Below are 21124 nucleotides of genomic sequence, written 5' to 3'. Positions count from 1 at the left end.
GAAATTCGTCGTTGGCCGCGAGCTCGACCGCAGACCCGGTGTTCTGATCGTCAACCAGCCGACCTGGGGCGTGGATGCGGGGGCCGCGGCACTCATCCGGCAGGCATTGATCGACCTCGCCCGCTCGGGATCCGCGGTTCTTGTCATCAGTCAGGATCTTGATGAAATCTTTGAAATTGCGGACCGCATTGCGGTGATTTCGAGAGGCTATCTGTCCGCCGCCGAACCGGCTCAGGACATGACACGCGAACGCGTCGGTCTGCTCATGGCGGGCGGTGCGGAGACGCAAGGGGAGGTGGCCTGATGCGTATCGAACTGGTCAAAAGAAAAGAACACAGCCAGATCATGGTGCTCCTGTCACCTGCCATTGCGCTTGCCCTCACGGCACTGGCTGCAGGGATCATCTTCGCACTCTCTGGCCATAATCCGTTTGAAGGGCTCTACAAGTTCTTCATCGAACCGTTGACGCAACAATGGTCTCTCGAAGCGACCATCGACAAGGCAACACCCTTGATCCTGATCGCCTGCGGTCTGGCCGTCTGCTACCTTTCCAACAACTGGAACATCGGCGCGGAAGGACAGCTTATCGTCGGCGCCCTGTTCGGCTCGGTTCTGCCGATCCTGTTTCCGGAGTTCGAAAATGGTGCAACCCTACCGGCCATGCTGCTGCTCGGGGCGCTCGGCGGTGCGTTGTGGGCTCTGATCCCGGCCCTGTTGAAGACCCGATTCAACACCAACGAAATCCTGACCAGCCTGATGCTCGTCTATGTCGCAAGCCTTATGCTGGACTATCTGGTACGCGGGCCCTGGCGCGATCCGGGTGGCTACAACTTCCCCGAATCCCGTCTTTTCTCCGATGCCGCCACCTTGCCTTCCGTCTTCGGCGGCACAATGAGCCTGTCGACACCGCTCACGATTATCGTGGCAATCGTTCTGACGGTAGTCCTTGCCAAGACATTGAAAGGATTTGAAATTCGCGTCATGGGCGAAAGCCCGCGGGCAGGCAGCTTTGCCGGATTTTCATCCAAACGGCTTACCTTGTTCGCCTTCGCGCTCGCAGGTGCCCTGGCCGGTCTGGCCGGAACCATGGAAGTTTCCGGGGAGCTCAATCAGCTTCTGCCGGTAATTTCGCCCGGTTACGGCTTCACCGCCATCATCGTGGCGTTTCTCGGGCGGCTGAATCCCATCGGCATCATCGTGGCCGGTTTCGTACTGGCCCTTTCCTATATCGGCGGCGAAGCGGTTCAGTCAGCAATGGGCGTTTCCAACAAGATCGCCAGCGTGATCCAGGGACTGCTGCTTTTCTTCGTTCTCGCGTGCGACACCCTGATCCTCTACCGGGTACGCGTGATTTCACATCGGGCTTCGGCCGGGGAGGCGTCGCATGTTTGAAGCAGTTCTTCTTACCGTCATCACGGCGGCAACGCCTCTTCTGATCGCGGCCGTCGGCGAACTGGTCGTTGAACGGTCGGGCGTATTGAACCTTGGTGTGGAAGGCATGATGATCATGGGCGCCGTGATCGGATTTGCCGTTGCCAACCAGACCGGTTCCGGTGTCTTGGGCGTTTTGGGAGCAATTGTCGCCGGCATGGCCATGTCAGCCCTTTTCGGCTTCCTGGTTCTTTACCTGGTAGCCAACCAGGTGGCGACCGGTCTGGCTCTCACCATTCTCGGGATCGGCTTTTCCGGCCTGATCGGCGAAGCCTTCATCGGCATTCCCGGCCTGAAACTGCCCAAACTCGATATTCCGGTCCTTTCCGACATTCCGTTTGTCGGACCGGTACTCTTCCAGCAGGATGCCATTGTCTACATAAGCTTTTTGCTGGTTGCCCTGGTTGCCTATACCCTGTTCCGCACGCGGGTCGGACTGGTGCTGCGGGCCGTCGGGGACAACCACGGCTCCGCCCACGCCCTCGGCTATTCCGTGGTCAGGATCCGCTTTGCCGCGATCCTCTTCGGAGGCGCCTGTGCCGGCCTCGCAGGATCCTACATGTCGCTGGCCTATACACCGCAATGGGTGGAAAACATGACGGCCGGTCGTGGCTGGATCGCGCTTGCGCTCGTGGTGTTTTCGTCCTGGCTGCCGGTACGTGTCGTGGTTGGCGCCTACCTCTTCGGAGCCGTCAGCGTTCTCAACCTGCATGCGCAGGCGATCGAGCTGAACATCCCGTCTCAGCTCCTGTCCAGCCTGCCGTATCTTGCCACCATCCTGGTGCTTGTCCTCATATCGGCGAACCGCAGACTGACACTGGTCAATACGCCTGCCTGTCTCGGTAAGCCGTTTGTTCCCGACCGGTAGGCACTTCGCCATCCGGTTACGTCCGCACCAAAGCGATCAGGAGGCGGACAATTCAAGAAGATCGCAACAGCAAGTTTAAACAAGAGGGGAATGAAACTCATGAAGTCGTTTTTGAAAGCCACCGTGGCTGCCGTGGCATTTGCCGCGGCCGGGTCTGCCGCCAATGCCGCGGACGTCAAGGCCTGCTTCATCTATGTCGGCCCGGTCGGTGACTTCGGCTGGTCCTACCAGCACGATCAGGGCCGTCTTGCCGTTGAAAAGCACTTCGGCGACAAGGTTGAAACAGCTTATCTCGAGAGTGTTCCGGAAGGGCCCGACGCAGAACGCGCCATCGAGCGGTTCGCGCGCGAAGGCTGTAATATCATCTTCACGACGTCCTTCGGTTACATGAATCCAACCATCAAAGTGGCGAAGAAGTTTCCGGAGGTGAAATTCGAACACGCCACCGGTTACAAGACCGCCGACAACGTTGCCACGTATAATTCGAAGTTCCACGAAGGCCGTTACATCATCGGTCAAATCGCCGCGAAACAGTCTAAGTCCGGTGTCGCCGGTTACATCGCATCCTTCCCGATTCCGGAAGTCGTTGCCGGCATCAACGCCTTTTTGCTTGGTGCGCAGTCCGTCAATCCGGACTTCAAACTGAAAGTGGTCTGGGTCAACTCCTGGTTCGACCCTGGCAAGGAAGCCGATGCTGCCAAGGCCCTGATCGACCAGGGTGCCGACGTCATCACTCAGCACACCGATTCCACCGGTCCGCTTCAGGTCGCCCAGGAGCGTGGCGCACACGGTTTCGGCCAGGCCTCTGACATGATCAATTTTGCAAAGGATGCTCAATACACGGCCATCGTCGACGAGTGGGGGCCCTACTACATCGAGCGCGTCCAGGCCGTTATGGACGGATCCTGGAAGTCGGAAAGCACCTGGGGCGGTCTGGCCGAGGAGCATGTGGTCATGGCGCCTTACACCAATCTTCCCGACGATGTCGTTGAAATGGCAAAGGCCACCGAGGAAAAGATCAAGGGCGGCTGGGAGCCCTTCACCGGCCCGATCACCAAGCAGGATGGTACCGTGGCGGCTGAAGACGGCGTCACGCTGGAACCCGGCGCCATTCTCGGCATGAACTGGTACGTCCAGGGCGTTGACGACAAACTTCCGCAATAAGGCGCTTTGCCTTGAAACAATTGGCCCGGAACTCGCGTTCCGGGCCTTTTTTTGGGGTTTGGCAACAGGTTGCATGGTCGTTGCAACCACATTGCACCGGTGCTTCCCCCGAGGGCTAAAGACTATTTCCAAGCCCAATCAACTCATGCAACTTTTGGCACAACCACAAATACAGTCATGAATTGTGTATCCAGAAGATAATAAAGCAAAGCATCAGCACTATTGCGAATGTGGAGACTTCTAATAACGGACTTCCCGACACTGACCTAAAATAAACGCAAACGAATCCAGAAACGGGGTTGGGCTGTGCGCCAGAAGCTTCGCAACTTTCTTTTGGTCCTGTTTTTCATTTCCTCCGGATTTCCGGGATCCGCCCAGGATCTCGACAGCACGGTCCTGACGATTTCCGGCAAGATAGCTTCCGGCAGTCCTGCGGATTTTACAATCCACATGCTGGAGGAGCTTCCCCAGGAGCGGATCGAAACAACGACCCCCTGGCATGATGGCAAGGTATCATTCGTCGGCGTGCCTCTGGAAAAGTTGATGAAGCACATCGGAGCGAACGGTTCCGAAGCTGCGGTAACGGCGCTGAACGACTATAGATCCGTTATCCCGCTGACGGACTTTGAAACCAATCACCCTATTCTTGCGTACAAATACAATGGCAAATACATGTCGATCCGCGACAAGGGGCCCTTGTTTATAATCTATCCTTTTGACGACCATCCGGATTTGAAGACAGAGCTGATTTACTCACGCTCCGTTTGGCAGGTCAGGTCAATCGAGATCGAATAGGGCGCCGGAATGAGACCGTTTAGTTCATGGCACCTAACGATCCTCTGCACGCTTCTGATCACGCTCTTCGTGTTCTGGACCTTCTTTTATGTCTACAACAACGAGGATCGAAATATCAGGTCTCTGGAATACGATACCGTCTGGTCCGCGACCAATGGGCGTACCGAATTTTATAAGTTTTCCAACAGCCTGACCAGGTTCCTTTATTCCCGCACACAATCCGATCTGGACGACGCACGTATCAAGTTCGAAATTCTGCTGGGGCGCATAGACACCTGGAACTCAGGTTCATTCAAAGACTTCCTGAACGAAACACCTGAGTTGATCCCGGTCTTCTCGGCGCTTCGTGCCGACCTCGACTACCTTGCCCGCGCTTTGTTCCCGTCGTCTCAGGAAACACCGGAAGAGGTTCTGCCGGTCCTTGCGCGCGCAAGCAAGAAAATCGACCTTATTTCCGGCACTTCCTATCAATCCAGTATCGAAAGGTTTGCCGGCGAGCGACAGAAGTTTCGCGAACGCCTGATGAACGAGAAACGCATCGTCATGGGACTTCTCGTGCTGGCAATGTGCCTTCTTGCCATCGTTATGCGTCAGAACCTGATCCTGTCCCGGGCGAATGAAAAAATTGCAGGTGTAGCCAATCAACTTGCGCACATGGCCAAGCACGACGCCCTGACCGCGCTCCCGAACAGGACGCTTCTGGACGAATACCTGAATCAGGCCAGGCGGGAAATGACCCTGAACGAAATGGTCCTGGCAGTCGCTCTCGACCTCGACGGTTTCAAGGCGATCAATGATACGCTCGGCCACGCCGGCGGCGACGCACTGCTGGTGTCTCTCGCCCGGAAACTGCAGAAAACGGCCGATAGCTTGCCAGGCAGAAACCTGGTCGCACGTGTCGGCGGCGACGAATTTTTTCTCCTGTCATGGGGGCAGAAAAACAGGCTGCGTATCGATGAGACAGTGGCGCGGTTAGCCGGGATTTTCGAAGTTCCTTTGGAGACGTCGATTGGCAGTCTGCTGGTGGGGGCTTCAATCGGCTACGCCGTGGCGGAAGGCACGCGTGAACTGGACTTCGTCACCCTTAACGCCGACCTGGCTCTCACTGAAGCAAAGGCGAGGGGACGCGGCACGTCTATCCGGTTCGCTTCACAGATGCGTTCTCAACTTGAACGCAGATTGCAGATCGAAAGGGAGCTTCCAGTCGCCCTTCAACGCCGGACAATCCAGCCCAACTACCAACTGCAATACAATCTGGTAACCGGGCAACCGGTTGGAGTAGAAGCGCTTGCCCGGTGGTTTCATGAGGAAATCGGGCAAGTATCCCCCAACGAATTCATACCGATTGCCGAAGCCAGTGGCGATGTCATTGAACTTGGCCAATTCATGCTGAAAACCGCCTGCCGGGATGTTCAAAGACTGCCGGGGCACATTCGCGTGGCCGTCAACCTCTCGATGGTCCAGCTTCTGAATGACGACGTGTTCGACCTCGTGGAAACCACGCTGCGCGAAACGGGATTGCCGCCAAGAAGGCTCAAGCTGGAAGTTACCGAAAGCATCTTCATGCACAACGTGGAAACTGTAAGCAGTGTCCTGACGAACATGCAAAATCTGGGGGTAGCCATTTCACTGGATGATTTCGGTACCGGATATTCCGCACTCGGCTATCTGAACAATTTCAAGTGGGATGAACTCAAGATCGACCGGTCATTCGTCAACGCCTGCGAAGTTTCGAGCAAGGCCTTGAACATTGTCAGCGTCATTCAATCGCTTGCGGAAAAAATGAATGCGAATTTGCTCGTGGAAGGGTTGGAGACCAGCGAGCAAGTAACGATTTTCAGAAACCTCGGCTGCCGCTACGGTCAGGGCTTTCACTACAGCCGGGCCATGCCCATCGAGGATGTCTGCGCCTGGTTTTCAAGGAACGGTGATCGTGCCGGCGTCAAGGCCGACATTGGCAGTGCGGCGGGCCTTTGATGCCGCTGGTGCCTGCTCGATAGGGCTCTGCGGCACGCATGGTGTCGACGTCTTTCACGAAGGACAGCAAGGTTGCATGGCCCAGATTCCCGGTGCCGCGTTTTTCCAGCGTCCTAGTCGAACACAAACGGCCACGAAAGCCCCGACCGCCGGTTCACAACCGGATATCATCACTCCCGTATGTCAGGGGTTATTACCGATATTGGTTGCGCAACGTCATCCATAGTTAACCCTTACGACTGAATGAATTCCCCTATTTGTTCGAATTTAGAGGCCCTTAACCGTTGCCCGCTCTAATACTCGCTAAAGCGGATATTTGGCAAAAACCAGACTTTTACGGAAGGAGTTAGGTCCAGCCTCCAGTCCAACCACAGCCCGTCCAGCGTCACTTCTCGCAAGAACGATCTGAGCCACTGGATCAGGCATTTATCACCGCACCGAAACCACCGGCACTCAGTCAGCACGGCAGGTTTCGGATCCGACCAACCGGGGGGCGCCGGTTCGTCTGCCGATCGAGGCGCAAAACCGGCAAGGAAATGGATCGGCCGCAATCTTTGAGCCGAGTATTCTGTTACCAGGGCAAACTAGCCAATGCTTTCTGAAAGACTTTTTCGCATTGCTATTCCGGGGCTCTGTTGCCTCCTGATCCTCCTGTTTGAGGTAAATACACTTTACCTTGGCCAGGCTCAGTTCCTGCTGAGCCAAAAGCTTTCCTTCGAACGGGCCGTAATCTCCGATGTCCAGCATCTCGATACAGGCAAGCTGCAAACACGGCTCGTCCGCTATGCTGCAAATGGCGGTAAAAAGAACGAAGCCTCCGTACAACGCGCCTACAAGGCTTTCCTCAATGCGGTTGCAACATTCCGGTCGAGCGAAGCCGGCAATCTTGCACTGAAAACCACCGCAACCCGGAACAAACTGGCTAAAGTCTTGGCGTCGGTCAACGAGCTTGCGGCCCCCGTAGCGAGCCTTGACACAAGGACATCTGCAAGCCGTGCGTTGCAGGTTCTGGAAGGAATAAGCAAGTCGCTTGAGGAAATAGATACGGCCGTTCTCAAGCAGGCGAGTAATCAGGTGAAGGCCGCCTTCAACAAGCTTCAGCAACACCAGCAGTATCAGACCGGACTGATTTTCGCAGTGCTCGCCAGTGCGATCAGCTGGGTCTGGTCCCTTCACATCAGAAACGACGCCCTGAACGCGGAGGTGCGTATCCACAAGCAGCGAGCCGAACGGTTTGCCATCAAGCTTGAGCACGACAGCCTGACCGGACTGATCAACCGTCCGGTATTCATCGACCGCGTCGGCGAGGCTCTTGAGAACCTCGCCAGGGGGCAAACGCTGAGTGTCCTGTGCGTAGACCTTGAATCCAGTCTTCCGAAGTCCGACAAACTGGACCGGTCGGTCGAGGAGGCCATCCTCACTTCCACGGCTGACATATTGAAACACACCATTGAACCTCTCACGCGCCAGGAATGCGTCGCGCGCTCTGATGGAAAGAACTTCCTCATACTGTCGGTCAGTGAAGACGGGATGGGTCTTTCCTCGCTGGAAATCGCCAACAGAATACGTGACAGGTTCCTGAGGCCTGTTGCGACGGCGGAGGGCGCCTATCTGATTACGCCTGCAATCGGTTTTGCCGACACCCGCGTTCCGGACCATGATCCACGCGACATTGTCAGGAATGCCTGCCTTGCAACGGCTGCCGCCGTCAGCGGCGAACGTCGGGACGTGGTTGTCTTCGTTCCAGCCATGCGGCATGAAATCGACCGCAGGGAAGTACTGGAAGCCTCATTTCCACGCGCCCTCGAAACCAATGAGTTTCTACCGCATTTCCAGCCGCAATTCGACTTGAAGAGCGGCCGGGTTCTTGGTGTTGAGGCCCTTGCCCGATGGTATCATGCCGAACTCGGCTGGATATCGCCGTCCGAGTTCATTCCGATCGCGGAGAGCAACGGCGACATCGTCCCGCTTGGCTGGAAGATCCTGGAGACCGCTTGTGCGGAAATGCGGCATTTGCCGTCCGATCTGACCCTCTCCATAAACCTGTCTGTTGCTCACATCCAGAGCGACGACGTCGTCGCCATGCTGGACGAGTGTCTCGATCGCACCGGCTTTCCTGCAAATCGTCTCAAGTTGGAAATTACCGAGACCACGCTGAAAAGCGATCTTGAAAAGATTGGAAACACGCTCGAGCATATTCGCGCGCTGGGTATCAGGCTCGCCCTCGACGACTTTGGCGCAGGCTACTCGTCGCTTTCCTACCTGATGGATTTTCCCTGGGACGAAATCAAGATCGACCGGTCGCTCTGTGCAAGGGCTGTCAACGATCCGAAATCCCGTGGCGTTTTGGGCCTCATTCTGCAAATGGCAGGCGAAACGGGAACGAACGTTCTTGTCGAGGGGATTGAATCGGTCGAACAGCGCGATGCCCTGGTCCGCCTTGGCTGCACCAGCGGTCAGGGCTACCTGTTTTGCGGCCCCATGGCACTCGACGACATCAAGACCCTGTTTTTCCCGGATCGTGGCCAGAGCGGTATTGCTTGACAGATCAGAAGGTCCCGGGTGTTTTCCGGTAGCACCGTGAGGCAATGACTAACCGCACAGTTCCACCGTCAGTGATGCCATCGTGAGAACCGCCCGGTTGAACGACAACACCCTTTGCGGCAATATCATTCAATCTCAAATGCAAGCAAATCCCGCTCTTGTTGCGGGGGGCAGCAATGGTGGATTCCGTTTCACGTACGCTCGGTTTCACTCCGGCATGGGAACCGGTTCCCAAGCCGCAGCAAGTGCAATGGCCACCGCTTGGGCATCGCGGTGAATACGATGTCTCGAAGGGTGAACAGGATTGGACACACGCTGCATTGGTGAACCTTATTGGTGATCCGCGTGATCTCGTATTTTTCAATTTCAAGACATTAAACGCAAAGCGAGTAAATTGGTACCTGCACCACTATGTCGGCTGCTGGCGATCCAGGGACAAGAAAAACTTCGATTTTAAGGATGCCATGCCGGGGAAGATCTTTCTGCCTCCTTTCGGCTGGTCTCGCCACCACAATAAAATTCCAACAGGTCTGAAGGTTTACAGCCAGCTGGTCCGCATCTCGAGCAACTACCCACGGCTGGTCTGGCTTAAGAGAGGTTATTCGGTATCACCCGAGGAATTGATGACGGTCGCCAACCTCATCAAGAAAGGTGACATCCCGGTCGTCGAGGACAGTGTCTTCTTGAAGAAACACTCTGCATACGGGGCAGTCAAACGCGCCCATGGCCCAGACGGCGACAAGCTCATACTCGTGGTCAGGGACGATTGGTCGCCCACGCAAATTGACATGCACACGCTTGTCCATGAAGCCACGCACCTGCTCATCCACCAAAAGCGAAAAGACTCAACCACGGTCGAACATGAATTGATGGCGCGCTGTGCGGCAGAAATCTGGCTCTATCGCACAGATCGGAACGCGCAGGAAAGCGTGCTCTTCACCCCCTCAGGTGACATAACAAGGACCACTTATGGCAGGCGCCTGGGTAGATTGCTCGCACAATCGGCAGGAAACCCCAAGGTGGTCGATGTCTTTGACAAGGTCGTGGCGCATGACACCAAAAGCTACGGCCGTTTCCCGGAAGAGAGGACCGGCGTGGAGCACTACAACGTCGTTGAAGAACTGATAACGGCGATCAAACAGAGATATAAGCCCGCCGAATTGGGCATCTATTGTGATAATCCGCATTTGCGAAGAGGAATATGCGAATAGCAATCGCAACGGCCCTATACCCGCTCAATTTCCATGATGAACGGTGATGCAGTAGGCCGGAGCAAAAACGGGTGCTTCGAGTCCCAGCTTTACCCCTCATTGTTGATTCTCAGCGAGAACTTATCCGGTAGCGCCCGATTTTTTCACCTAGAACTGACATGCCGGCCCCGGGCGGCGAGACACCAGCGTTTCTTGCGGTGCACATAAATTTTACTTGCACGCGGTCAAGCGAGGCATATATGGACGTCATGACTTCAAGTTCAACCAATTTCGGCAGACTGATTACGGCGCTTTATATGGCGTTTGTCATTTCTTTTGCCGGTCTGACGCCCGGGCATGGCCTTGCGGGCGAACTTGGTCATACAAACGCAGAAATCAGCGATTTTCCTTGTGAAAAGTCAGTCTCCCACAAGATGCACGTCTCGGCGGATTCAGTCCACATGATAGATGATGCGCAGTTTGTGGACGATTGCTGTGAAGGCGCATTTTGTTCCGGTGATACGGTCCGCGCATGCGAGATGACGCTCTCTGGCGCGGTTTATGAAATCGCCTTTGTTCAGGTGCCTTCTGATGCACTGCGGCATGCCGATCCTTCCCTTCCGCACCGACCTCCCCGCTACCTCTGACATCACATTTTGCTGTGTCCGGGTCATTCCCGGGCGTCTTGATTGATGTTCAAGCCGTTGGCGCATAGCCGACGTCAAATCTGAGGTTTCCATGCGTGGTCGCTATGCCGCGCTCAGTATCCTTGCCTTTGCCGCAGGTGCGGCGGGAGGGGGGTATCTTGAGCGCCTTTACCTGAATCCATCCGATGCCAGTTCGCAGGGTGGTCCTGAAGTTCTGTATTGGGTCGCACCGATGGACCCAAACTTCCGCCAGCCCGGCCCCGGGAAGTCGCCAATGGGTATGGATCTCATCCCGGTTTACGCGGGACAGGAGCCGTCCGGTGACCCCACCGAAGTGAGGCTCTCTGCGGCAGAAATAAACGCGATCGGTGTTCGTACGGCGCTGGCCCAGATCAACGAGGTCTCGCAACGGATCGAAACTGTCGGTTTCGTGCGCTACGACGAACATCTGACAAGCCACGTGCACACCCGTGTAGACGGTTGGATTGAAATTCTTGACGTGCGGGCAGTCGGAGACCGGGTCACCAAGGGCGAAGTTTTGTTCGAGCTGTTCTCGCCCGAATTCGGCATCGCCTCTTTCGATTTTCTGCGGTCCCTGCAAAACGGCAACGGCCTGTCTGTCGAGGCCGCCCGCAACAAGTTGCGCAGTCATGGCGCCTCGGAAGCCCAGATCGCGGAGATCGAGACAAGCGGAGAAGTCGCGCGCCGTATCAAGATTGAAGCCCCACGCGACGGTGTTGTCATCGCGATCAGTGCCGCTGAGGGCATGTTCCTTCAACCCGGCACCCAAGCTCTTTCGATTACGGATCTCGACCGGGTCTGGCTGATTGTCGATGTTTTCGAACGGGACATTGCACGCCTGAGTGAAGACATGCGCGCTGTTGCCCGCTTCGAGCACCTGCCGGGCCGAACCTTCGAGGGCGAGATCGACTACATCTATCCCGAACTCGACGCCCAGACCCGTACGCTTCCGGTGCGTCTCCGGTTCGACAATTCGGAAGGTCTGCTGCGCCCCAACATGTTCGGCAATGTCAGCCTCGTTCCCAAGGCAACGCACACGGCACTGACGGTGCCTTCCGAAGCGGTCATTCGAACCGGGGCGGCGGAACGGGTCATCATCAAGGTTGGCGAAGGAACCTTCAAACCGCGTCTGATCACGACGGGCCTGCGCGACAACTTTGGCGAGGGCGGCCGCACGGAAGTCGTCCAGGGGCTTACGCCGGGTGAGGAGGTCGTCGCCTCTGCCCAGTTCTTGATTGATAGCGAAAGCGCGCTCAGCGCCGGCCTGATGCGCATGGCACCGACCAATGAAGCGCCTGCGCGTGGCACGGGTGAGCTGATTGCTCTCAATCGTGAAACCCGCACGGCAACCATCCGTCACGAGGCCCTCGAGAGCCTGGACTGGCCGGCCATGACCTCGCGGTTCCCGGTACAGACGGCAGTTCCCCTGGAAAAGCTGCGCGAAGGGCAACAGGTTGCCTTCCGCGCCGCCCGGGGCGCCGATGGTTTGTTGGGTCTGATCGAGCTGGGTAGCGATGATGGCGTGGCTGCGACCGGCACCGGCAAGGTGCTTGCAGTGACGGCTGACGGCAAACTGACCCTGGACCACGGTCCGGTCCCGGATCTTGGCTGGCCCGCCATGCAAATGGACCTTGCGGTCGCAGGTCTCGACCCTGCGAAGGTACCGTTGGATGTTCCTGTCGAATTCGACCTGTCGAAGGATGAAAGCGGCCTTTATTCCGTTGTCGCGGTCCGGCCTGCTGAAGGCGCCGAACAGACATCAGCCGAGCCCGCTCCGAAAGAACCGGAAGCGGCTGCGCCGATCACCGTGTCGGGAACGATCGATGCCATTGATGCGCAAGCAGACAGCGCAACGATCACCCATGGTCCCATAACAGACATCGGAATGCCGGGCATGACCATGGCCTTCGCCGTCGATGAGACGCTTGATCTTGAGGCATTGCCAATCGGCATTGAAACGTCCCTGACCTTCGAAAGGCCGGATGGCACGACCATGGTACTGGTAAAGGCCGAACCGGCTGCGCCGCCGCTGGAAGTGCGCGGTACCATCAATGCCGTTGACGCGGATGCCGGGACCGCGAACATCACGCATGGTCCGATGGCCGAAATCGGCATGCCTGGCATGACGATGGATTTTCCCATTGATCCGACACTCAGTCCGTCCGGCTTGCCGCTCAAGCAAGAGGTCATCCTTTTGCTGCGACGTAATCCGGATTTCACCATGACAGTGCTTGGAATACGCCTTGAGGAGGGAATGTGATGATTGCCGCAATCATACGCACCTCCATTGCCAACCGGTTTATCACGCTGGCGCTTGCCGCGATGATCGCGGTCGCCGGCATCTGGGCCGTCCGCGAAACGCCGGTGGACGCAATTCCGGACCTGTCCGACGTTCAGGTTATCGTGCGCACGCCCTATCCGGGACAGGCACCCCAGGTGGTGGAGGACCAGATCACCTTCCCCATGGCCACTGCCATGCTGGCAGTTCCCGGGGCAAGCGATGTCAGGGGATTTTCGTTCTTCGGCGACAGTTACGTGTACGTCGTCTTCGAGGATGGGACCGATCTCTACTGGGCCCGGACCCGCGTTCTTGAATACCTGGGACAGATTTCCGCGAACCTTCCCGAAGGCGTGTCGCCTCAACTCGGACCGGATGCCACCGGCGTTGGTTGGATCTATCAGTACGCCTTGATCGACCGGACCGGAGGTCATGACCTGTCGCAGCTGCGGGCTCTGCAGGACTGGTTTCTGAAATACGAGTTGCAGACCGTGGAAGGCGTTTCGGAAGTCGCCACCATCGGCGGAATGGTCAAGCAGTATCAGGTCGTCGTCGATCCGAACAAGCTGCGCGCCTATGACGTGACGCTTGCGCAGATCAGAAACGCCATTCAGGCGGCAAACCGGGAGACCGGCGGCAGCGTCATCGAGATGGGTGAAGCGGAGTTCATGGTGCGCTCCACCGGCTATGTCGACGAACTCGCGGATCTCGCCAAGGCTCCCCTGATGGTCAATGACCGCGGAGCCGCCCTGACGCTTGGGGATGTTGCAGATATTCGTCTCGGGCCGGAAATGCGCCGCGGCGTGGGCGAGTTCGGCGGCGAAGGCGATGCGGTTGGTGGGGTCGTGATCCTGCGCTGGGGTGGCAACGCTCTGGCGACGATCAAGGCCGTAGAGGCCCGCATCGGCGAGCTACGGGGCAGCCTTCCCGAGGGCGTCGAGATCGTCACCACATATGATCGCTCCGGGGTGATCGAGCGGGCCATCGACAACCTTCGTGAGAAGCTGACCGAAGAATTCATCGTGGTTATTCTGGTCTGTGCGGCCTTCCTATTGCACGTGCGGTCGTCGCTGGTCATCCTGTTGTCGCTGCCGCTCGGCATCGCGGCAGCTTTCATCATCATGAAACTGCAGGGTGTCAACGCGAACATCATGTCGCTTGGCGGGATTGCGATCGCAATCGGCGCGATGGTGGATGCGGCAATCGTGATGATCGAGGCGATGCACCGACGCCTGGAACATGAAAAACTGACCCAAGAAAACCGCTGGCGGATTGTTGGGGAATGTGCTTCCGAAGTCGGTCCGGCGCTGTTCTTCTCTCTTGCGATCATCACCGTCAGTTTTTTGCCGGTTTTCGTTCTCGAAAGTCAGGAGGGCCGCCTTTTCAAACCGCTGGCCTTCACCAAGACCTATGCAATGGCGGCCGCAGCCATCCTGTCCATCACCCTTGTGCCGGTCCTGATGGGCTACTTCGTCCGCGGCCGCATCGTGCCAGAAAGCAGGAACCCGCTGAACCGGATCGTCATCTGGCTTTACCGGCCCTTTCTGGACGCTGCCGTCGCCTGGCCCTGGGCAACAACCTTGCTTGCGGCTGCACTGGTTGCATCGCTTTGGTGGCCGCTCCAGAGGATCGGAACGGAGTTCATGCCTGAGCTGAACGAAGGCGATTTCCTCTATATGCCGACGCTCTATCCCGGCGTCTCCATCGGGAAGGCCCGCGAGGTTCTCCAGCAGTCCGACCGCCTGATCGCCACCGTTCCGGAGGTGCTGACCGTTCACGGCAAGCTGGGCCGCGCGGTCACCGCAACCGATCCGGCCCCGCTCACGATGATCGAGACGACCATTCAGCTGAAACCGCAGTCTGAATGGCGCCCGGGCATGACAATGGACGGCATACGGAACGAACTGGACAAAACGGTTCAGATTCCGGGGGTCACGAATGTGTGGATTCAGCCGATCAAGAACCGGATCGACATGCTGGCCACGGGTATCAAGACGCCGGTCGGGGTCAAGATCACCGGTGCGGATCTCTCGGTCATCGAACAGGTGGGGATCGAGGTGGAAGCCGCGGTGTCCGGCATTCAGGGGACTGCCTCAGCCTATGCTGAGCGGCCTGTCGGAGGGCGCTTTGTGGAAATCGACGTAAACCGGGAGGCCGCCGCCAGATTTATGATGAGCGTCCGCGACGTTCAGGACGTCGTGCAAACTGCGATCGGTGGCATGCAGGTCTCGGAATCCGTTGAGGGGCTTGAGCGTTTTCCCATCAATCTCCGGTATCCTCAGGAGTGGCGCAACAGTCCGGAACGCTTGCGGGACCTGCCGGTGGTGACACCGTCGGGCGCTCATATCCCGCTCGGGGCTCTGGCGGATGTCAGCGTGGTTGACGGCCCCGGCATGATCCGGTCCGAGAACGCGCGCCGCACCGGCTTCGTGTTCATCGATATCGCCGGGCGTGACCTCGGTGGTTATGTGGAGGAAGCCCGCAAGTTGGTGGCTGAAAAGGTTCAGTTGCCGCCCGGCTACTCGATCTCCTGGTCCGGTCAGTACGAATATATCGAGCGCATGCAGGAACGCCTTAAGCTTGTGGCTCCGGCAACGCTGCTGATCATCACCCTGATGCTGTTCATGGCGTTCAACCGTGTGATCGAAGTGGGCATCATCATGGCTGCGTTGCCGGTCGCACTGGCTGGAGGCGTATGGTTCATCTGGTACCTTGATTTCGACATTTCGGTCGCCGTCATCGTCGGTTTCATTGCGCTTGCAGGCGTTGCCGTGGAGACGGCCATCGTCATGCTGCTTTACCTCAATCTGGCCTGGGAAAAGCGCAAGAAGCTGGCAAGGGCCGAAAGCCGCTCCATGACCACGCATGATGTCGAGGAAGTCGTCTTCGAGGGGGCACTGCTGCGTGTGCGGCCGAAGGTGATGACGGTCGCAACGATTTTCGCCGGCCTGATTCCGATCATGTACGGGCAGGGTACCGGGTCCGAAATCATGCAGAGGATCGCAGCTCCCATGGTGGGTGGAATGGCGACTGCGACGCTGCTCACACTCTTTGTCATTCCTTCGATTTTCGTGATCTGGAAGCGGCTCGCCCTAACGCGCGTGAACCGCGAACTCAGTGAAAGGACACCGGAAACCGGTGCGGCACTACCGGCCGAGTGATCCAGTGGAACTCAAAACACTTCAATGAAAGGAAACTGAAATGAAAACCCTCACACTCCTTGCGTTTCTCTCCCTCGCAGCGACGCCTGCAGCCCTGGCGCAGTCCTCGCACGGCATGGACCACTCCAACATGCCCATGACCAGTGAACAGATGGAGGGCGCGGTCCACGCCAAGGCCGTCGTCAACTCGATCGGCGACGGCACTGCCAATGTCAGCCACGACCCGATCCCCGAGATCGGCTGGCCGGCCATGACCATGGACCTGACCGTTCTGGAAGGCGCCCAGATGATGGGCGACATTGGCGAGGGCGATACCGTGACCCTGATGCTGGTGAAAGGCGACGACGGCATGTACGCGATCGGCGCTATGATGCCGAACTGATAGCCCCAATTTCCAACGCTGCCCGGATGACAGTTCGGGCGGCGCACTCCGCCAGTCGCAAACCGGCCGTTCCGCGGCATCTCGCACCCACTGTCTCAGCTTCCCGTCCAGCAAGGATTACTTCAAATTGGACCACAGGCCCGGATCTGCGGCGCTATCCGGAATTTCGTGAGACCTGTTGAACGCATCCAGGCCGTGCCCCCGGGTATGAAGGCGCGCTGCTTGGCTGGTCTCAAGAGGATCTGGCGCGGGAACAGGTGTGTCGCTACCGACGATAAAGCGCCTGGAAGCTTCGGATGGAAACTTGGGCGGGAGAGCCGAAACAGGAGTGATGATTATCGACACGCGTCAAAACATCGGAGTTGAGTTCATCTTTGATCGCGACGGTGTGAACATGAGGGCTATTGGTGACGGTGTGCCCTTTGTCACCGGGATACGCCGGAAATTTTCAGGCCAAAGGGTCAGCAGGACTTAGAAACTGGTCGAGCTGCCAAAGGCCGAATGCAAGAGCTATTGGAAACAACGGGCATCCTGGTTCGCGAATCCGGAATGGCGGACAGGTATAAGCGCCCCTCGTGTTGGTCATGCTGCCGGACGGACGCAGTGTCGGATTTGTTTTGATCGAGGAAGGACTGGCGAAGGTAGCGCCTTTAGAACATTTTCCAGATTGGTGTAATAATGGCCCTGCTGTTTTCAAGACCGATCCAATCCCGGCCCTCATCCTTGGAAGGGTATCTCGGCCGGCACTCAATCAAGGTGCCATTGCAACGTGGGAACGCCACAGGTGCCACTATGGGAAGTCGACAACGAACTCGGCATCGTGGAAGCCTCCGAAGCCGACAATCTTGCAACAAGGCATTTCAGGCAATCAATAATCAGCCCGGTACAGTGTGCCAGGCAAAAAGAATATCAGTTGGATTGAGTGAATCGGCCTTCGACATTACCCAAAGCTTGTGCCTAGAAAGCGAAAAACCCGAAAATTACAATAATTTCAATAAGATATGGCGGTGAGGGTGGGATTCGAACCCACGGTACGCTCTCACGCACGGCGGTTTTCAAGACCGCTGCCTTAAACCACTCGGCCACCTCACCAAAGCAGCTGTCCGCCGGTCGGCAATGGCTGCTTGATCCCGTTTCCTTCGTCTGGCAACGAAAGTCAAGAGCGAGGATCGTGACCACCCGCAAATCGATCAAAATCGTGTGGAATGAATATCCGCCGCCTTGGAAATGTTCCGGACCGCAGCGTTGAGGGAAGGGGCAGGACGACACCGCGGCACCGGAACATTGCCAAAGTTTGGAGCCGCCGGTCCGGTGTCGTGGGCAGGGTTTTGAACCGGCGGCCAAAGCTGGAGGTGGGGTCCAGCATTGCTGTGACGGGCGGTCATCAGCAATGAGATCAAGGTAAATGCAATCGCCGGAAGGCGATGTGACCTAAATCACAACTGACCCGTTTGACGATTTTTGGAGACCTGTGTTCTGTGCGCAACACTTTCATGCAGGGCCGCTTTCTTCATTTTCCACTGTTATTTCAACATCTTACCGATTCACTAAGTGATCCTGAAAAACCTCTTTTCGAATAAGCACTGGATAGGCGCTGCAAAGGCACCGCGCGCGTCTCGACCCGTGGTTTACTTTGAAGTAATAATCTTGCGCTTTAACAGGGCTGAAGAGCAGGGCACGCAGCGGGGGCAGTGCGTCCTGCGGGGACTGATCAAAAGATCGGATCTACAGCCTGAAAACCGGCAACGACCAGACTTCGGTGCCGGAATTGTCGCGTGAGCTGCGGGGCCGCCAGCGCGTTTGTGAGTAGGACGGCAGTATGCATGGGATAGACGGGCAGGCTTGCCAAGTGGCAGGAACGTCTTTTGGGGAAACGGCGGAAACTGTCGAAGGGGCCGGTCGAAAGTCCGGCAGCGTTGGGAATCAGCTCCGCACCGGCATGATAGTCGCCGCCGCCGTCTCGGTCCTGGCTGCCTGCAGCTCTGCTCCTACTCAGCAAAAAGCAAAATTCAGTCCGGAAAAATACGGCGTCAAAGGCAGCCCGAAAATGGTTGCCGAAGGACAGCCGGTGCCCAAGGGCGGCGGCCGCTATGTCGTCGGAAAGAAATACAAGATCGCCGGCAAGTGGTACTACCCGAAGGTCGATCCGAACTACAAGAAGGCCGGCCTGGCTTCCTGGTACGGGCCTACGTTCCATGGCCGGAAGACAGCAAACGGCGAGATATTCGACCGGAACTCCCTTACCGCCGCGCATACCACCATGCCCTTGCCTTCGTATGCCCGTGTGACCAACCTTTCCAACGGCCGGTCCATGATCGTGCGCGTCAATGACCGGGGTCCGTTCCATGGCAACCGCGTCATCGACCTTTCGGAACGCGCAGCCACAATGCTCGGAACCAAACAGGCCGGAGTCAGCAAGGTGAAGGTCGAATACGTCGGCAAGGCGCCGCTTCACGGGCAGGATGAAACCTTCCTGATGGCGTCTTATCGCGGCCCAGGTTCTGTTGAGCCGGGTGCGACGCGTCCGGGTACCATGATTGCCCAGGCTGCCCAGCCCACACCTCAGGTCGTGTTCGGCAAGGTGCCTGCGCCAGGCCCGCGTCCTTATCTGGCTGCGGGATCATCCTTTTCCGCTTCTTTGAAACCCGCGCCGGCAACCATGACCGTTGCTTTCGATCCGGCGATCGCTTTCGAAGCAGGTGCACCGGCCATCAAGGTCGCTTCCAACAACCGCTTCGTGCCGGCTGAAAACGCCTATGCTCCGGCTCAGGGTACACTTGGCGTTCTGCGCGTTCCGGCCACGGACACCACCGGTCTTGTAACCGGTAGCGCGGTTTCCTCCTTTGCCGCCAACAAGCGCATTTCCGACGCCTATTCCGTTTTGGCATCGGTTTCGGGGTCCGGCCTGTCCCTGAAGCAGCTATCGAAATCGACCGCACTCGACTGACCATGAAAACCCGTATTGGCGGGACGTCGAGCGGCTCAGACCGGCTATCGGAGCAGAGATCGCAGGGCAGGGGATGTGATGGGTGCAGCGTATATTGAACGCCTTCCAATTGGCTTGTCTCCAATCCACCTCTTGCACGCCTGTCTACTTCTGACCTGCTTTCTTTGGTTTGCCAGCAATGACGGTCAGGCCGCTGAAACAATCGTTACCAAAGCCCCGAGAGCTTTTCTTTTCGAGCCCGCCTCCGGTACGGTGCTCTTCGCGAAGGCTGGCGATGAGCCCTTTGCCCCCGGTTCGCTCAACAAGGTGATGACAGCCGCCACTGTCTTTCAGGCGCTCAAGGATGGCGAACTGACAATCGAGCAAACCTGCAAGGTCAGTGAACACGCCTGGAGGACCGGCGGAGCTCCGTCCCGGCGCGGTGCCACGATGTTCGCCGCAATCAAATCCGAAATCAGCGTGGATGACCTGCTGAAGGGACTGCTGGTTCACAACGGCAACGATGCCGCGATTATTCTTGCCGAATGCCTGGACGGTTCGGAAGATGCCTTTGCTGGTCGGATGAACCGCCTGGCACAGACAATAGGTCTGCAAAACAGCTCATTTGCAAACCCGACCGGCTACGAGGAAAAACCGAGCCGGACGACAGTACGCGATCTCGCCAGACTCGCCGAATTCATTCTGGAGAACCACGCCGGCTATTACTCCTATTTTTCCTTGCCCGACTTCACCTGGAACAAGATCTACCAGCGCAACAAGAACCCACTGCTTGGCGAGATCCGCAACCTGGACGGTCTTGGCGGCGGTTCGGACAGCAAGGACGGGTTCTCCGGTCTTGGTTCGGTGGATCGCGACGGCCGGCGCGTCATCGCAGTCGTCGCCGGACTGCAATCCGACAAGCACAGGCTCCAGACCTTGAAGGAAGTTGTGGAAGGTGCCTGGGAGTATTTCACCGTTCAGAAAATCTACGCGGCCGGAGAAACCGTCGCGGAGGGCTGGGTCTTCGGCGGCGAAACAGGTTCGGTGCCACTTGTTCCTCAGAAGGACGTCAACGTTCTGCTCGCACGCGGCGGCACGCTGGAGTACCGCATTCGAGTTGTTTACCAGGGACCGCTCATTGCCCCTGTCCAGAGCGGTGTCACGGCCGGTGAACTTCAGGTGATCGGCAAGGACGGAATTGTCTACCGTACCGATCTGGTCACGGGAGGTACGGTTGCCAAAGGTCCGCTCATCAGCCGAGCGCTGGATGGAATTCAGCAGCTTCTGTTCGGATGGATTGGCTAACCATTCAACATTCCTCACGATACCTGCTAAAAGATGTCCAGAATCACGAAAGGTGTGCCTGGCAACTGCACGCCTCAAGGCCTGACCGCCGGCGGCATTCAGCCGGGTGACCTTTGACACGGAGCCAATTGAGGTGGCTGGACACTTCATCACTTTTGAAGGCGGCGAGGGGGCTGGAAAGTCGACCCAGATCGCCAGATTGAAGGCATTCCTGGAAAAGTCCGGCAAATCCGTTGTCGTCACGCGCGAACCAGGCGGCTCTCCGGGAGCCGAAAAGATCAGATCCCTGCTGTTGTCCGGCGAAGCCCGGGATCTCGGCCCCAGGGGCGAGGCCATGCTGTTTGCCGCGGCGCGAGCCGACCATGTCGACACCACGATAAAACCCGCGCTCGAACAAGGCAGCTGGGTTCTGTGCGATCGCTATTCCGATTCCAC

General features: G+C 57.5%; 14 protein-coding genes, 1 tRNA gene and 1 pseudogene. 15 read left to right on the top strand and 1 reads right to left on the bottom strand.

Going from position 1 to position 21124, the window contains the following annotated elements:
- From ACQY7U_RS18745 to ACQY7U_RS18690, 12 genes and pseudogenes are all read left to right on the top strand, one after another.
- Positions 1–304, top strand: a pseudogene (locus tag ACQY7U_RS18745) (ABC transporter ATP-binding protein); the annotation flags it as partial.
- Entirely contained in the window at positions 301–1392 is a 1092-nt protein-coding gene (locus tag ACQY7U_RS18740) for an ABC transporter permease (RefSeq protein ID WP_428647688.1), read from the top strand. The pseudogene ACQY7U_RS18745 and the gene ACQY7U_RS18740, both read left to right, overlap by 4 nt.
- Positions 1385–2299 (top strand): ABC transporter permease, encoded by a 915-nt coding sequence (locus ACQY7U_RS18735; RefSeq protein ID WP_428647682.1) that lies wholly within the window; start codon positions 1385–1387, stop codon positions 2297–2299. The genes ACQY7U_RS18740 and ACQY7U_RS18735 overlap by 8 nt, the downstream gene beginning before the upstream one ends.
- 99 nt (positions 2300–2398) lie before the next feature.
- Complete coding sequence (locus ACQY7U_RS18730) at positions 2399–3463, top strand: BMP family ABC transporter substrate-binding protein (RefSeq protein WP_428647679.1); 1065 nt, start codon at positions 2399–2401, stop codon at positions 3461–3463.
- A 450-nt stretch (positions 3464–3913) separates the two neighbouring features.
- The gene (locus ACQY7U_RS18725) at positions 3914–4258 is read left to right on the top strand and encodes a molybdopterin-dependent oxidoreductase (protein ID WP_428647675.1); all 345 of its coding nucleotides are present in this window, start codon (positions 3914–3916) and stop codon (positions 4256–4258) included.
- A gap of 9 nt (positions 4259–4267) precedes the next feature.
- Entirely contained in the window at positions 4268–6235 is a 1968-nt protein-coding gene (locus tag ACQY7U_RS18720; protein ID WP_428647672.1) for a putative bifunctional diguanylate cyclase/phosphodiesterase, read from the top strand.
- Positions 6236–6826: 591 nt separating this feature from the next.
- Positions 6827–8779, top strand: coding sequence for a putative bifunctional diguanylate cyclase/phosphodiesterase (locus tag ACQY7U_RS18715; protein ID WP_428647669.1), 1953 nt, complete (start codon positions 6827–6829; stop codon positions 8777–8779).
- 176 nt (positions 8780–8955) lie between these two features.
- Positions 8956–9990, top strand: coding sequence for a hypothetical protein (locus ACQY7U_RS18710; RefSeq protein ID WP_428647667.1), 1035 nt, complete (start codon positions 8956–8958; stop codon positions 9988–9990).
- Between the two features lie 239 nt (positions 9991–10229).
- Positions 10230–10616 (top strand): hypothetical protein, encoded by a 387-nt coding sequence (locus ACQY7U_RS18705; RefSeq protein WP_428647665.1) that lies wholly within the window; start codon positions 10230–10232, stop codon positions 10614–10616.
- A gap of 91 nt (positions 10617–10707) precedes the next feature.
- Complete coding sequence (locus tag ACQY7U_RS18700) at positions 10708–12897, top strand: efflux RND transporter periplasmic adaptor subunit (protein ID WP_428647662.1); 2190 nt, start codon at positions 10708–10710, stop codon at positions 12895–12897.
- The gene (locus ACQY7U_RS18695) at positions 12897–16076 is read left to right on the top strand and encodes an efflux RND transporter permease subunit (protein ID WP_428647659.1); all 3180 of its coding nucleotides are present in this window, start codon (positions 12897–12899) and stop codon (positions 16074–16076) included. The genes ACQY7U_RS18700 and ACQY7U_RS18695 overlap by 1 nt, the downstream gene beginning before the upstream one ends.
- A gap of 40 nt (positions 16077–16116) precedes the next feature.
- Positions 16117–16458, top strand: a complete 342-nt coding sequence (locus ACQY7U_RS18690) for a copper-binding protein (RefSeq protein WP_428647657.1) — start codon at positions 16117–16119, stop codon at positions 16456–16458.
- Between the two features lie 1002 nt (positions 16459–17460).
- Here the strand turns inward: ACQY7U_RS18690 and ACQY7U_RS18685 are convergent.
- Positions 17461–17550 (bottom strand) — tRNA-Ser (locus tag ACQY7U_RS18685).
- Between the two features lie 955 nt (positions 17551–18505).
- Here ACQY7U_RS18685 and ACQY7U_RS18680 point away from each other — a divergent pair.
- The 3 genes from ACQY7U_RS18680 to tmk form a co-directional block, all read left to right on the top strand.
- Complete coding sequence (locus tag ACQY7U_RS18680; RefSeq protein WP_428647654.1) at positions 18506–19405, top strand: septal ring lytic transglycosylase RlpA family protein; 900 nt, start codon at positions 18506–18508, stop codon at positions 19403–19405.
- A 114-nt stretch (positions 19406–19519) separates the two neighbouring features.
- A complete protein-coding gene (locus ACQY7U_RS18675; protein WP_428647685.1) occupies positions 19520–20689 on the top strand; it encodes a D-alanyl-D-alanine carboxypeptidase family protein in 1170 nt (389 codons plus the stop codon).
- Positions 20690–20822: 133 nt separating this feature from the next.
- Positions 20823–21124, top strand: a 302-nt coding sequence (tmk, locus tag ACQY7U_RS18670) for a dTMP kinase (RefSeq protein ID WP_428647652.1), incomplete at its 3' end; no start/stop codon positions are given.

It is taken from the genome of Roseibium sp., assembly GCF_050301095.1.
Classification (GTDB): Bacteria; Pseudomonadota; Alphaproteobacteria; order Rhizobiales; family Stappiaceae; genus Roseibium.
The sequence above is the reverse complement of the archived record's forward strand: the minus strand, read 5'-3'. Positions and strand labels throughout refer to the sequence as shown.

Bases quoted from the DNA above. Each gene is read 5' to 3' on its own strand.
- ACQY7U_RS18735 (WP_428647682.1), top strand. From the start codon at position 1,385: ATGTTTGAAGCAGTTCTTCTTACCGTCATCACGGCGGCAACGCCTCTT.
- ACQY7U_RS18730 (WP_428647679.1), top strand. From the start codon at position 2,399: ATGAAGTCGTTTTTGAAAGCCACCGTGGCTGCCGTGGCATTTGCCGCG.
- ACQY7U_RS18725 (WP_428647675.1), top strand. From the start codon at position 3,914: ATGCTGGAGGAGCTTCCCCAGGAGCGGATCGAAACAACGACCCCCTGG.
- ACQY7U_RS18720 (WP_428647672.1), top strand. From the start codon at position 4,268: ATGAGACCGTTTAGTTCATGGCACCTAACGATCCTCTGCACGCTTCTG.
- ACQY7U_RS18715 (WP_428647669.1), top strand. From the start codon at position 6,827: ATGCTTTCTGAAAGACTTTTTCGCATTGCTATTCCGGGGCTCTGTTGC.
- ACQY7U_RS18710 (WP_428647667.1), top strand. From the start codon at position 8,956: ATGGTGGATTCCGTTTCACGTACGCTCGGTTTCACTCCGGCATGGGAA.
- ACQY7U_RS18705 (WP_428647665.1), top strand. From the start codon at position 10,230: ATGGACGTCATGACTTCAAGTTCAACCAATTTCGGCAGACTGATTACG.
- ACQY7U_RS18700 (WP_428647662.1), top strand. From the start codon at position 10,708: ATGCGTGGTCGCTATGCCGCGCTCAGTATCCTTGCCTTTGCCGCAGGT.
- ACQY7U_RS18695 (WP_428647659.1), top strand. From the start codon at position 12,897: ATGATTGCCGCAATCATACGCACCTCCATTGCCAACCGGTTTATCACG.
- ACQY7U_RS18690 (WP_428647657.1), top strand. From the start codon at position 16,117: ATGAAAACCCTCACACTCCTTGCGTTTCTCTCCCTCGCAGCGACGCCT.
- ACQY7U_RS18680 (WP_428647654.1), top strand. From the start codon at position 18,506: ATGGTTGCCGAAGGACAGCCGGTGCCCAAGGGCGGCGGCCGCTATGTC.